General features: G+C 37.1%; 14 protein-coding genes. 9 read left to right on the top strand and 5 right to left on the bottom strand.

Annotated features, from left to right (window positions below; genetic code table 11):
- Positions 1-17 precede the first annotated feature (17 nt).
- Entirely contained in the window at positions 18-1,334 is a 1,317-nt protein-coding gene (locus FUA48_RS00070) for a TIGR00341 family protein (RefSeq protein WP_147581542.1), read from the top strand.
- A gap of 36 nt (positions 1,335-1,370) precedes the next feature.
- Here FUA48_RS00070 and nhaA read toward each other — a convergent pair whose 3' ends face one another.
- Entirely contained in the window at positions 1,371-2,573 is a 1,203-nt protein-coding gene (gene nhaA / locus FUA48_RS00065; RefSeq protein WP_147581541.1) for a Na+/H+ antiporter NhaA, read from the bottom strand.
- A gap of 143 nt (positions 2,574-2,716) precedes the next feature.
- Here nhaA and FUA48_RS00060 point away from each other — a divergent pair, with 143 nt between their 5' ends.
- Positions 2,717-3,181, top strand: a complete 465-nt coding sequence (locus FUA48_RS00060) for a GNAT family N-acetyltransferase (RefSeq protein ID WP_147581540.1) — start codon at positions 2,717-2,719, stop codon at positions 3,179-3,181.
- On the top strand, positions 3,181-4,251 hold the full coding sequence (locus FUA48_RS00055) for an alanine racemase (RefSeq protein WP_147581539.1): 1,071 nt from the start codon (positions 3,181-3,183) through the stop codon (positions 4,249-4,251). The genes FUA48_RS00060 and FUA48_RS00055 overlap by 1 nt, the downstream gene beginning before the upstream one ends.
- Here FUA48_RS00055 and FUA48_RS00050 read toward each other — a convergent pair.
- Positions 4,248-5,777, bottom strand: coding sequence for a SulP family inorganic anion transporter (locus FUA48_RS00050; RefSeq protein WP_147581538.1), 1,530 nt, complete (start codon positions 5,775-5,777; stop codon positions 4,248-4,250). The two genes, FUA48_RS00055 and FUA48_RS00050, sit on opposite strands and share 4 nt — an antisense overlap.
- A 181-nt stretch (positions 5,778-5,958) precedes the next feature.
- Between FUA48_RS00050 and FUA48_RS00045 the strand changes: the two genes are divergently transcribed.
- From FUA48_RS00045 to FUA48_RS00020, 6 genes are all read left to right on the top strand, one after another.
- The gene (locus FUA48_RS00045) at positions 5,959-6,291 is read left to right on the top strand and encodes an ArsR/SmtB family transcription factor (RefSeq protein ID WP_129751719.1); all 333 of its coding nucleotides are present in this window, start codon (positions 5,959-5,961) and stop codon (positions 6,289-6,291) included.
- A gap of 18 nt (positions 6,292-6,309) precedes the next feature.
- Positions 6,310-6,762: a DUF6428 family protein gene (locus FUA48_RS00040; protein WP_147581537.1), complete on the top strand. Its 453-nt coding sequence runs from the start codon at positions 6,310-6,312 to the stop codon at positions 6,760-6,762.
- 10 nt (positions 6,763-6,772) lie between these two features.
- Positions 6,773-7,189 carry an arsenate reductase ArsC gene (locus FUA48_RS00035; protein WP_147581536.1) on the top strand — a complete coding sequence of 139 codons (417 nt, stop codon included), beginning with the start codon at positions 6,773-6,775 and terminating at the stop codon, positions 7,187-7,189.
- A 94-nt stretch (positions 7,190-7,283) separates the two neighbouring features.
- Positions 7,284-8,342, top strand: a complete 1,059-nt coding sequence (arsB, locus tag FUA48_RS00030; protein WP_147581535.1) for an ACR3 family arsenite efflux transporter — start codon at positions 7,284-7,286, stop codon at positions 8,340-8,342.
- A 53-nt stretch (positions 8,343-8,395) separates the two neighbouring features.
- Positions 8,396-8,869 carry a hypothetical protein gene (locus FUA48_RS00025; RefSeq protein WP_147581534.1) on the top strand — a complete coding sequence of 158 codons (474 nt, stop codon included), beginning with the start codon at positions 8,396-8,398 and terminating at the stop codon, positions 8,867-8,869.
- Positions 8,869-9,549 carry a hypothetical protein gene (locus FUA48_RS00020; protein WP_147581533.1) on the top strand — a complete coding sequence of 227 codons (681 nt, stop codon included), beginning with the start codon at positions 8,869-8,871 and terminating at the stop codon, positions 9,547-9,549. Before FUA48_RS00025 ends, FUA48_RS00020 begins: the two co-directional genes overlap by 1 nt.
- On the opposite strand, the gene FUA48_RS00015 is transcribed toward FUA48_RS00020, so the two are convergent.
- Genes FUA48_RS00015 through dnaA form a run of 3 tightly spaced genes read right to left on the bottom strand, consistent with a single transcriptional unit; the run spans position 9,546 to position 12,156 of the window.
- Positions 9,546-10,262, bottom strand: coding sequence for an SAM-dependent methyltransferase (locus FUA48_RS00015; protein WP_147581532.1), 717 nt, complete (start codon positions 10,260-10,262; stop codon positions 9,546-9,548). The two genes, FUA48_RS00020 and FUA48_RS00015, sit on opposite strands and share 4 nt — an antisense overlap.
- Complete coding sequence (locus FUA48_RS00010; protein ID WP_147581531.1) at positions 10,262-10,729, bottom strand: low molecular weight protein-tyrosine-phosphatase; 468 nt, start codon at positions 10,727-10,729, stop codon at positions 10,262-10,264. The genes FUA48_RS00015 and FUA48_RS00010 overlap by 1 nt, the downstream gene beginning before the upstream one ends.
- Entirely contained in the window at positions 10,729-12,156 is a 1,428-nt protein-coding gene (gene dnaA / locus FUA48_RS00005) for a chromosomal replication initiator protein DnaA (RefSeq protein WP_147581530.1), read from the bottom strand. Before dnaA ends, FUA48_RS00010 begins: the two co-directional genes overlap by 1 nt.
- Positions 12,157-12,251: the final 95 nt, after the last annotated feature.

The raw sequence follows: 12,251 nt of genomic DNA, 5'->3' as shown, positions 1-12,251 counted from the left end.
ACAATCAATTTTATTAGATGAGAAGAATAGCGGCTATTTTAAACCTTCATGAAGGAGAGGATAACAGGGAAAAAATCCTCGAAAATGTAAAAAAGAACATTGAGTTTAAAGGAGCAAACTTATGGGTACTTGCCTGTGCTATAATTATAGCTTCTGTTGGGCTTAACGTTAACTCGACAGCAGTGGTAATTGGTGCAATGTTAATTTCACCTTTAATGGGTCCCATTGTGGGTGCGGGTTTTGCTTTAGGAGTGTATGATTTTAATCTTTTAAAAAGGTCACTTAAAAATCTTCTTAACGCAACAGCAGTAGGGCTCATATTCTCCACCATCTATTTTTTGATAACCCCTTTTAAAGATGTCCAGTCAGAATTATTAGCGAGAACAGCACCTACTATATATGATATAATTATTGCATTTTCGGGTGGTCTTGTAGGGGTTATTGCGGTAACCAGGGTAGAGAAGGGTAACCCTATACCCGGTGTGGCTATTGCAACGGCCTTAATGCCTCCGCTTTGTACGGCAGGATATGGTATTGCCACTTTTCAATGGTCTTACTTTTTAGGGGCATTTTATCTATACTGTATTAATTGTGTTTTTATTGGTATAGCCACTTTTGCAATTATAAAATACCTTAAATATGCGCCTAAAAAACAGGTTGATGAGAGGCAGCAGAAACGTGTTAAGTTGATAATATCGATGCTTACGTTTGCAATGCTTTTACCGGCGTCCTATTTGGCATATTCATTATACAGGGAACAACAGTTTAAAAAAACAGTTGGTAATTTTATTGATAATGAATTTACAGACAGAGGGTATACAGTAGTGTATCAAAAAACCAGTTTTAATACTGCTCCTAAAAAACTGGAGCTTGCTTTTCTTACAAAACGTTTTGAAAAGAATGAAATTTCCCAGCTGCAGGAAAGAATGGACAATAACGAATACCTTAAAGGAACACGGCTTATAATAAGACAGGATAGTACAGACAGATTTAATGCGCTTAAAGGTGATATCCTAAAGCAAATAAAAAGCACAGAGAACGAGGTAAGCCAAAAGGATTTAAGGATAGTACAGCTTGAAAAGCAGATTGCAGCTAACACTTTTGATAACAAGAAGTTTTTAAAAGAAGCCAAATCACTGTTTCCAAAGATAAAGTCATTCTCGGTATCACATCATGATCTTGCAACCGGTAAAGACAGTATAGTAGGCGTTACGGCTGTACTGTATGAAACGCCGACTCCTGAAGATCTTTCTGACGAGGAAAAGAAAAGACTTAAGAGCTGGCTGAATGAACGGTTATCAGTAAGTAATGTTGAGATATTCAGGAAGAAGTAATAAATAAAAAAGAGAGGCTTAAACCTCTCTTTTTTATTATGCTTCAGCTAACGCTTCTTTTTTCTTCTTTTTCTTTTTGTTGTATAGGCTTAACCATGCAAAGCCGCATACACCCGATAGTACTGATGCTACCAGAACGGCAAACTTAGCTTCGGTTTGTAAATCTACACTTGTTTTAAACGATAACAGTGCTATGAAAATTGACATTGTAAAACCAATACCCCCTAACATGCCTAATCCTACTACGTGAGTCCAGGTCGTATTTTTAGGCAGTTCTGCTATTTTAAGCTTAACCGAAATGAACGACATGACAAATATACCAATTGGTTTGCCTAAGAATAAGCCTAATACAATACCTAAACCTAAGTTGCTAGCCAATCCTTCAACCATACCATCAACAAAAGTAATGTTAGTATTTGCTATCGCAAATATAGGCATGATGATAAAGTTTACCGGTTTAGTTAATGCATGCTCCAGTTTTTCAAGTGGAGACTCGCTATCATCCGGAGTTGTTGGTAATGTTAATGCTGTAAGTACACCTGCAATAGTAGCGTGAATACCTGAATGGTGAATTAAATACCATATTATAGCACCCGGTATTAAATAGAATAACAGGTTTTTAAGTCGTAGTCTGTTAAATATAATTAATATAACCATTATACCACCTGCATACATAAGATACTCTAAATTCAGGTTTGAGGTATAGAATATGGCAATAACAAGAATTGCCATTAAATCGTCTACAATAGCAAGTGCTGCAAGGAATATTTTAAGTCCTGTAGGAACTTTGTCTCCAAGTAGCGAGACAATACCTAAAGCAAAGGCAATATCGGTAGCCATAGGAATACCCCAACCGTGTACGGTAGGTGTTCCGGCATTAAATAACGAATAAATTGTGGCAGGAACCAAAACTCCGCCTATAGCAGCCAGGACCGGAAGGGATGCATGGCGAAGTGATGAAAGTTCACCTTCTACAATTTCCCTTTTTATTTCAAGTCCTACTAATAGGAAAAACACAGCCATAAGGCCGTCGTTAATCCAGTTGATAACTGAAAATTCCAAGTGTACTGCCTCGTTGTGGAATCCTACTTTTTGCTCGAGGAAATGTTCAAACCCCCATGCCATTTCGGTATTAGCGATAATAAGTGAGATTGCCACACAAATTAGGAGGACTACGCCTCCTCCTGATGAAGAATTAAAAAATTCTTTAAATGTCTTTAGGTTAATGAGTTTTGCCATATTGCAAAAATACAAAATCATTAAAATTTGTAATGTGATTTTAATGGCTTTAAAACCAATATTAACATATTTTAACAGGAATAGTTTTTAATTGGTTTTTTAAAGGGTTATCTTGCGTTTTTACTAATTATAAATAGAAAAGAATGATAAAAATTCAAAAATATCATCCAAATGAACCTTTGGCTAATGAAATGCAAAAAGAAGTTGTTAACTTTTTATATAAAAGTTTAGAACAATATGGCGATCCTGAGGATGATATTAATAAAGCTGTTAATTATGCTTTGAATAAAAACGAAGAGGAAAATAAAACAACAGGCGGGCTGGTACTTACTGCAAGGCTGGAAGATAATAATCAGGTTGTTGGTGCTGTGGTAATAAACGAAACCGGAATGGGAGGTTATATTCCTGAAAATATACTGGTTTATATAGCTACCGACCCGAACCAGAGAGGAAAAGGTATTGGTAAAAAACTAATGCAGGAAGCCCTGGAATCTGCCAAAGGAGATGTGGCCCTGCACGTAGAGCCGGATAATCCTGCAAAAGGACTTTATGAACATCTTGGATTTACAAATAAATACCTTGAAATGAGGTATAAAAAAACAATCTAATGGCTTTTATAACACTAGATACAAAAAAACTTAAAATAAACTTTAATTACTTAAACTCCTTTTTTAAAGAGCATAATATTTACTGGTCTGTAGTTACCAAAATTCTGTGTGGTAATAAAGAGTACCTTACAGAGCTTTTAAAAATGGGAATCAGTCAGTATTCGGATTCCAGAATCAGTAACCTTAAAACGATCAAGGCTATTGATAAAAATGTAGAGACTATCTATATAAAACCACCGGCTAAAGGAGCAATTAATGATGTAATTAAATATGCCGACATCAGTATGAATACTGATTTCAGGACTATTGAAATGCTTTCTAAAGAAGCCCAAAAACAAGGAGTAACCCATAAGATTATTATTATGATTGATTTGGGTGAACTTCGCGAGGGAGTAATGCGGGAAGACTTTGTTGATTTCTATTCGCGTGTTTTCCAGATGAAGAATATAGAAATCATAGGTTTGGGTACTAATCTTTCCTGTCTTTATGGTGTGCTTCCTAATAATGATAAGCTAATCCAGCTTAGTTTATATAAGCAGTTGGTTGAGGCTAAATTCAATGTGAAAATACCATTTATATCAGGGGGTTCATCTGTAACAATACCTTTGGTTAAGCAGGGGCTTATACCTGTGGGGATAAATCATTTCAGGGTAGGCGAAACCCTTTTCATGGGTACCGATGTGTACAATAACGAAAAGTTTGAGCATATGGAAAATGATATCTTCAAACTATATGCAGAAATTATTGAGCTTTATGAAAAGCCTATAGTGCCAACTGGTGAAATGGGTACAAATCTTGAAGGTACAAGTTTTGATTTTGATGAAAGCGACCACGGTAAAACCACCATTAGGGCTATTATTGATATTGGCCTGCTGGATATAGATATGAAGCACCTTGATGCTACCGATGCCGAAATTAAATATGCAGGAGCAACATCGGATATGGTTGTTTTGGATTTAGGTGAAAACCCTAAAGAATATAAGGTGGGCGATTTGATAGAGTTCACTATGGACTATATGGGTATAGTTCGCATAATGAACTCCAAGTATATTGAAAAGCGTACTGTTTAATTGTGAATATTGGTTACTACTTTGTAAGTAGGATCTTCCATGATGTTCACATCAATAACCGCTTCGGCATTTTTAAGTAACCTTATACAGTCGTCGCTAAGGTGTCTCAGGTGAACCGTTTTACCTGCCTCATGGTATTTTTTGGTAATTGAGTTTACTGCTTCAATAGCCGACATATCTGCTATGCGACTTTCTTTAAAGTCTATTATAACCTCATTAGGATCTGTATCTATATTAAATTTCTCTGCAAATACAGTAGTTGACCCAAAGAATAGCGGACCATAAATTTCATAATGCTTAACACTGTTATCATCTATATAGTGCCTTGCGCGTATGCGCTTGGCACTTTCCCATGCAAATACCAATGCCGATATTATAACGCCAATCAATACCGCAAGTGCCAGGTTGTGCATAAAAATGGTAATAAGGGCAACCAGTATACCGGTTATAATATCTGATTTAGGCATTTTGTTTATAATCCTGAAACTTGCCCATTCAAAAGTCCCTATTGCAACCATAATCATTACTCCGGTTAAAGCTGCCATTGGCAGTTTACCAATTACAGGTGCTCCCACTAATATTATTAACAGGATAGTTAGCGAAGCTATTATACCGGATAGTCTGGCCCTTGATCCTGCCGAAAGGTTAACAAGTGTTTGTGCTATCATTGGGCAGCCACCCATTCCAAAAAAGAATCCGTTAGCAATGTTGGCACCCCCCTGTGCTAAACATTCCCTGTTGCTGTTTCCTCTTGTTTTGGTTATCTCGTCTACAAGGTTTAAGGTTAGTAGTCCTTCTGTAAGTCCTACTGCTGCCATGATTAGTGAATAAGGAAATATTATTTTAAGGGTTTCAAGTGTGAAAGGTATTTCCGGAATATGGAAAGGAGGGAAGCCTCCCTCTACAGAAGCAATATCTTCTACTGTTTTAGTGTTTATGTTAAATAGTAAAACTACCCCAAATACTACCATGATGGCAACTAGTGAAGCAGGAACAGCTTTGGTTATTTTAGGGAAAATCATTACTATTCCTATGGTTAAGGCTACCAGTCCACCCATAATATAAAGCGGTGTTCCGTTAAGCCAGCTCTCACCATTTTTAAACTGCTCCAGCTGAGACATAAAAATAATAACAGCCAGTCCGTTTACAAAACCATACATTACAGGTTGTGGTACCAGCCTGATGAACTTACCAAGTTTGAATAGCCCTACCAAAATCTGGAAGACCCCGGCTAATGCCACTGCGCCAAAAACATATTCTATACCGTGCGACTGCATTAGGGCGATAAGTACAACTACAGTAGCGCCTGCACCTCCTGAAACCAACCCTGGTCTTCCTCCAAAAACGGCTGTTATCAGTCCCATAATAAAGGCGGCATATAACCCGACAAGAGGAGGGAATCCTGCTAGTATAGCAAATGATAAAGATTCCGGTATCATGGTCATGGCTACAGTCAGGCCTGCCAGGATTTCATTTTTATAATTTACTTTTTGTGAAAAATCAAACAGATTAAAGATTTTGCTCATTATAAAAGTATTGTATTTTAATAGATTAGGGTAGGAGGCTTTTTTAGAAGGCGCAAAAATAGGGCTTTTTTTATAAACGGGTTTTAAAGGGTACTTTCGGTTTAATTCTTAATGTTAAATTAATGTTAGAATTTTTTTTGAATTACTATTTATCGTAATATTGCAATATATAAATAGAGTTATGGGAGCAACAAAATCAGATCAGTTTACAGAAGAGCAAAATAAACTTGCCCTTTTGGCAAAAGCGTTAGGGCATCCGGCAAGGATTGCAATAATAGAATATCTGCTTAAAGTAGATTCCTGTATATGTGGTGATATAGTAGGGGTGTTGCCTCTGGCTCAGCCTACAGTATCACAGCACCTGAAAGAACTTAAAAATGCCGGACTCATAAAAGGTAATATAGAGGGTACTGCTATATGCTACTGTATTGATGAGGCGGGATTCGAGAAAATTAAATCATTTTTTGAGCATGTTTCTCTTTCGTTGGCGAAAAAGAAATATAACTGTTGTTAATTAAAAATTTAAAAAATTATGAGATTATCAGAAATAAAAAATATCCTGGAAACAGTTGAAGGTGTTACTTTCAGATTGCCAAAAGGTACTTATGTTCTGGAACATTTTCATGTAACGGAAGTAGGTGTAGTTACCAGAAACTTTATAGACTGTGGCGGAACAGTTAGGAAAGAAACAGTTGCTAATTTTCAGCTATGGGATGCAAATGATTATGAGCACAGACTTAAACCTAAGAAACTGCGCAACATCATAGCGTTATCGGAAAAAGTACTTGGTATGGAAGATAGCGAGATTGAAGTGGAATATCAGGATACGACCATAGGTAAGTACGGGCTTGATTTTGACGGAAAAGATTTTGTACTTACAGTAAAGAATACTGCCTGCTTAGCATCAGATTCTTGTGGGGTGCTGGAGAAAAGAGAAGTAGTTGAAGACCAATCATGTTGTACTCCGGGAGGAGGATGTTGTTAATTTTTATTATATGAATAAGATTTTAGTATTATGCACGGGTAATAGTTGCAGGAGCCAGATGGCTCACGGTTACCTTAATTATTTTGCAAACGGCAGGGCAGAAGTTTATAGTGCAGGAGTTGAAACGCATGGCGTAAATCCAAAAGCCATAGCTTTTATGAAGGAAGATGGTATTGATATATCAGGCCACACATCTAATAATGTGGAGGAGTATAGTTCCATTGACTTTGATTTTATTATCACGGTTTGTGATAATGCTAAGGAAAACTGTCCGTTTTTCCCTTCTAAAGCAGAACGTTTTCATTATAATTTTCCGGATCCTTCCAAATATGAGGGTAGTGAGGAAGAAATTGCTGCTGAATTTAGGAGGGTTAGGGGAATGATAAAAGAGTATTGTAAAAATTTTATTGATATGATGGCTGTATAGCCACGGTAATATTTTCTGTCTTTTGTCTGTCGGTTTTTAGTGTCGTTTCTTACCGGTATTCATTGGCAGAAAATATTGCCGAAAATTTATTCTTATGAGTGTAACTAATTGTGCTCCGGCTGCTGAGAGAAAAAAACTGGGTTTTTTAGACCGTTACCTAACCTTGTGGATTTTTACTGCAATGGCTATTGGGGTAATGATAGGGTATTTTTCTCCTGATGCCGATAGTTTTATCAATTCGTTTTCCAGTGGTACCACAAACATACCTTTGGCAATAGGGCTAATAGTGATGATGTATCCGCCATTGGCAAAAGTGAAATATGAAACCATTGGCAAAGTTTTCAGGAATACAAAAGTATTAGGTGCTTCGCTGTTGCTTAACTGGGTAATAGGTCCTGTGATTATGTTCTTTTTAGCTATTTTATTTTTAAAAGGATATCCTGAGTACATGTCGGGACTAATATTAATAGGTATAGCACGATGCATTGCAATGGTAATAGTATGGAATGAGCTTGCAGAGGGTAATCGTGAATATGCTGCCGGGCTGGTTGCCTTAAATAGTGTTTTCCAGGTGCTGTTGTACAGTGTTTATGCTTATGTTTTTATAACAATACTCCCGCCGTACTTTGGTATAGAGGGAATGGAAGTTTCTATAACCATGGGCGAAATTGCCCAAAGTGTATTGCTTTACCTAGGTGTTCCTTTTGCTGCAGGCATACTTTCAAGAATTGTACTCATAAAACTTAAAGGGGAAGAATGGTTTACTAAAAAGTATCTTCCTTTTATTTCTCCTTTTACGCTTATAGCCTTGCTGTTTACAATAGTATTAATGTTTAGTCTTAAGGGTAAACTCATAGTGGAAATACCAATGGATGTACTTCGTATTGCTGTTCCGTTGGCGGTTTATTTTGTAATCATGTTTTTGGCAAGTTTTTTTATAGCAAAAAAAACAGGAGCAGATTATAGTCAGTCGGCGGCGATATCCTTTACTGCTGCGGGTAATAATTTTGAATTGGCAATTGCTGTGTCAATTGGGGTGTTTGGTATAAACAGTGGTCAGGCTTTTGCGGGAGTTATAGGTCCGCTGGTAGAAGTTCCTGCGCTTATAGCATTGGTTAACCTTGCTTTTTGGATAAAGAAAAAATATTTTTAGGTTTTTGCGTTTAAATAAATAGGTTATTTTTATAAGTAAACTATCTAAACCAAATGAAGCCTGTTTTTCCTTTAATTGATATTTACGATTCTTATCATGTGGATCTGATTCCGGCAGAAGAGAATCTTTCTAAAGCTCCGGCTACAGAATTACTGATAAAAGACAATCATTCATTACTTTATGACAGTCAGGGTAATATCTGGAAATATTACCTGAAGTCTGACTTGTTTGAAGATACTGTTGTAAACAGAGTGGTGGCTCATACTTTATACAATCCTGAGTTTGAAGTGGAGCCGGTTTGGGAACATGCAGGTGAATATCATATTGAAGGCCTAAAGGAAGAAATACAGTATTGTATTGATTATGATGAGGGCATTATAACCCAATATGAGGATGCCGATATTATCAAAAAAGAGATAGCAATCTGTTTTTCGTTTGCTGATGTGGTAGATGTTTTAAACAAATATGTTTTTGATGTTGATGTAAAAGGTATCCTTGAAGAGCAGGAGAAAAGAGAGAAAAAATAATGTTGAAGCAATTTATTTCTTATAATGGTTTGCCTATCAGTTCTGGTGGTGCTCATTCTATTAACAATAAACGCATAGAAGATGTGTATAGTCAAACTGAAATTGTGCTCAATAAGTATGGTCAGCTTATAGATAAAGAATGTATACTTACTTTTTATAATTCTCCTTCAGGATTGTATAAAACATGGGGAAATCTTTGGGTTTTAATGAGAAAATTTGGTTTTTTTTCAAAATTTGGTTCTTTTAGTTATCCGGAAGGAAGGCAATATTTCTGGAGTTGGAAAATTAATAAACATGAGGTGAGAGAAACTTTTAAGCTTCTGGAATCGTTTAATGCTCTTGATAAAGATAGATTCGATCCTTTAGTTTTTTCGGTTTTATATCATTTTTATTTTAAAAATGATGTTGGAGATGTTTTTCCATGTCAGGATGAGATACCAACTTTTGATGAAAGATTTTTTAATTCTCAAGTCTATATAAGATTAGGTCAAAAAGCCTCAGCTTCTGTTTGGTTTACAGTTCCATTGGGGAAGTCTGGCGCGGATTCAAATTATATTAAAAGGCTAATTCAAGATTTGCCTTTCAAGGTTTCTGAAAAACATTGGAAGATATGGGGCAAAAGCAGTAAAGGCAAGTGGATGGGTAAGAAAATAAGACTTACTGACTTTATTGATGGTTAAAACTTATGTATTATAAAAATTGCAGGTCTGTTATGCAGGTCCAGCTTTTCTTTTTTCCACTGTGCTACGGTTTTTGTCTTAATATATTCGGTAGAAAGTGTAATGTCACAGGCAATGCATAAATGGGTAGAAGGTTGTAGGGTTTGTAAAATATCTTCAACCAGTTTGTTGTTGCGATAAGGGGTTTCTATAAAAAGTTGAGACTGACTCTTTTCGTGCGACAGTTTTTCAAAATTTTTAAGCGCATTTTTCTTCTCACCTTTATCTATAGGTAAGTAACCGTTAAAAGCAAAACTTTGTCCGTTCATTCCTGATGCCATAATAGCCAAAAGGATAGAAGATGGTCCTACAAGCGGTACAACCTGAATGCCTTTTTCGTGAGCTATCTTAACTATAGCAGCACCGGGATCGGCTACACCGGGGCAACCCGCTTCACTCATTAATCCCACATTTTTACCTTCAAGGCATGGTTTTATAAAATCATGATGTTCAGAAGGTTCTGTGTGCTTGTTAAGTACAGATATTTTTAGCTCGGGCTGTTTTTTGGTAGGTAATATTGCCTTGATGAAACGGCGAGCCGTTTTTTCATTCTCTACAATATAGTGGTCAATAAACTCAATAGATTTCTCTACCGTTTCCGGAAGAACCTCTTTTGGGTTGGCATCGGGGCCAAGAGGTACTGGTAACAGATATAGTTTTCCTATCGTATTCATCAGGCGTGTTCTTTTATAAGTTTGGCAGCTACAATTTCGCAGGCTTCGTCCAGCATGTCGTAAACATTGTCAAAACCTTCAGGTCCTCCGTAGTAAGGATCGGGCACATTAACTCCCTGTCCCGGATGCAGTGCATCCATCATCAGGCTTACTTTAGTTCTTGCCTTGTCGTTAGGTGCAAGCCTTAAAACATCTTTAAGATTAGAGCCATCCATAACAAATATATGGTCAAACTCAGTAAAGTCGGATGTTTTAAATTGTCTTGCCTTTTGACAGCTGATATCCAGTCCACGGTTTTTGGCTGTGGTTATTGAGCGCTTATCGGGCTGTTCGCCTACGTGCCAACCACCTGTTCCGGCAGAATCCACAACAAATTTTCCTGTAGGGAGTTTAGATTGTAAAATACCTTCTGCCAGGGGAGAACGGCAAATGTTTCCCAGGCATACCATTAAAATCTTAACGGGCATTATATCGATAGTTTTTTGTTGATATCGTCAACAAATTTACGGAATTGCTTATCGGTTGAAACTAAGTTGTCTACAGTTTTACATGCGTGCAGTACGGTAGCGTGGTCACGGTCGCCAATTTGAGAACCGATGTTTGCCAATGATGCTTTAGTGAACTTTTTAGCAAAGAACATAGCCAGCTGGCGAGCCTGTACAACATGACGTTTTCTTGTTTTAGACTGTAGCGTGTCAACATCAAGCTGGAAATAATCTGAAACTACCTTTTGTATGTAATCTATAGATATTTCACGCTTCACATTTTTCACGAACTTTTCCACTACCTGCTTAGCAAGGTCTATGGTAACCTCACGTTTGTTGAAAGAAGACTGTGCTATTAAAGAGATAATGGCGCCTTCAAGCTCACGAACGTTAGATTTGATGTTTTTAGCCACATATTCCACAATCTCATCAGGCATCTCAACACCGTCACGGAATAATATGTTGTTAAGGATAGATATCCTTGTTTCATAATCCGGTTGGTGAAGCTCGGCAGATAATCCCCATTTAAAACGGGATAATAGCCTTTGCTCGATATCCTGCATGTCTACAGGGGCCTTATCAGAAGTAAGGATAACCTGTTTTCCGTTTTGGTGCAGATGGTTGAATATATGGAAGAAAACATCCTGTGTACCTGTTTTACCCGATAGGAACTGTACGTCATCTATAATAAGTACGTCTATCAGTTGGTAAAAATGGATAAAGTCGTTTCTTGTATTTCTTTTTACTGAGTCAATATATTGCTGTGTGAAAATCTCTGCAGAAATATAAAGTACTGTCTTCTCCGGGAACTTCTCTTTAATTTCAACACCAATGGCATGTGCAAGGTGGGTTTTACCCAAACCTACGCCACCAAATATTAATAAAGGGTTGAAAGAGGTACCTCCCGGTTTATTGGCAACAGCCATACCTGCCGAACGTGCCAGCCTGTTAGAGTCTCCTTCAAGGAAATTGTCAAAGCTGTAGTTAGCATTAAGCTGTGATTCGATTTTTACATTTCTTATTCCCGGTATGATAAAAGGGTTCTTAAGCTCCGGGTTTTTGTTTTGCAATGGTACATCAACCTCCTGTGGTTTAACAGGTGTACGATGGGCACTTGGTAACTGTTCGGTAAACGGTTGTTTGTTACCGTAAACGTTCTCCATTTTAATTTTATAGAGTAACTTTGCACCGTTTCCAAGTTCTTTGGTTAGTGCAACCTTTAGTAGTTTTACATAGTGTTCTTCCAGCCATTCATAAAAGAATTTACTGGGTACCTGAATATAAAGAGCATTGTCAGTTAACTCTACCGCTCTAATCGGTTCGAACCAGGTTTTGTATGCCTGATCCTGAATATTGTCTTTTATGAACACCAGACAGTTTTCCCATACCGATTGCGCAGTTTTAGTCATATATCTGAAAATTAAATGTTTATTATTGGTTGTTTTGCAAAAGAAAATGAACAGGATTTTACCCCTGTACGAGAGAACAAATATGTAAACAATTT

Origin of the sequence: Flavobacterium alkalisoli (assembly GCF_008000935.1) — a bacterium.
GTDB classification, from domain to species: domain Bacteria; phylum Bacteroidota; class Bacteroidia; order Flavobacteriales; family Flavobacteriaceae; genus Flavobacterium; species Flavobacterium alkalisoli.
This window is presented reverse-complemented; position numbering and strand designations above follow the sequence as displayed.

Bases quoted from the DNA above. Each gene is read 5' to 3' on its own strand.
- FUA48_RS00070 (WP_147581542.1), top strand. From the start codon at position 18: ATGAGAAGAATAGCGGCTATTTTAAACCTTCATGAAGGAGAGGATAAC.
- nhaA (WP_147581541.1), bottom strand. From the start codon at position 2,573: ATGGCAAAACTCATTAACCTAAAGACATTTAAAGAATTTTTTAATTCT.
- FUA48_RS00060 (WP_147581540.1), top strand. From the start codon at position 2,717: ATGATAAAAATTCAAAAATATCATCCAAATGAACCTTTGGCTAATGAA.
- FUA48_RS00055 (WP_147581539.1), top strand. From the start codon at position 3,181: ATGGCTTTTATAACACTAGATACAAAAAAACTTAAAATAAACTTTAAT.
- FUA48_RS00050 (WP_147581538.1), bottom strand. From the start codon at position 5,777: ATGAGCAAAATCTTTAATCTGTTTGATTTTTCACAAAAAGTAAATTAT.
- FUA48_RS00045 (WP_129751719.1), top strand. From the start codon at position 5,959: ATGGGAGCAACAAAATCAGATCAGTTTACAGAAGAGCAAAATAAACTT.
- FUA48_RS00040 (WP_147581537.1), top strand. From the start codon at position 6,310: ATGAGATTATCAGAAATAAAAAATATCCTGGAAACAGTTGAAGGTGTT.
- FUA48_RS00035 (WP_147581536.1), top strand. From the start codon at position 6,773: ATGAATAAGATTTTAGTATTATGCACGGGTAATAGTTGCAGGAGCCAG.
- arsB (WP_147581535.1), top strand. From the start codon at position 7,284: ATGAGTGTAACTAATTGTGCTCCGGCTGCTGAGAGAAAAAAACTGGGT.
- FUA48_RS00025 (WP_147581534.1), top strand. From the start codon at position 8,396: ATGAAGCCTGTTTTTCCTTTAATTGATATTTACGATTCTTATCATGTG.
- FUA48_RS00020 (WP_147581533.1), top strand. From the start codon at position 8,869: ATGTTGAAGCAATTTATTTCTTATAATGGTTTGCCTATCAGTTCTGGT.
- FUA48_RS00015 (WP_147581532.1), bottom strand. From the start codon at position 10,262: ATGAATACGATAGGAAAACTATATCTGTTACCAGTACCTCTTGGCCCC.
- FUA48_RS00010 (WP_147581531.1), bottom strand. From the start codon at position 10,729: ATGCCCGTTAAGATTTTAATGGTATGCCTGGGAAACATTTGCCGTTCT.
- dnaA (WP_147581530.1), bottom strand. From the start codon at position 12,156: ATGACTAAAACTGCGCAATCGGTATGGGAAAACTGTCTGGTGTTCATA.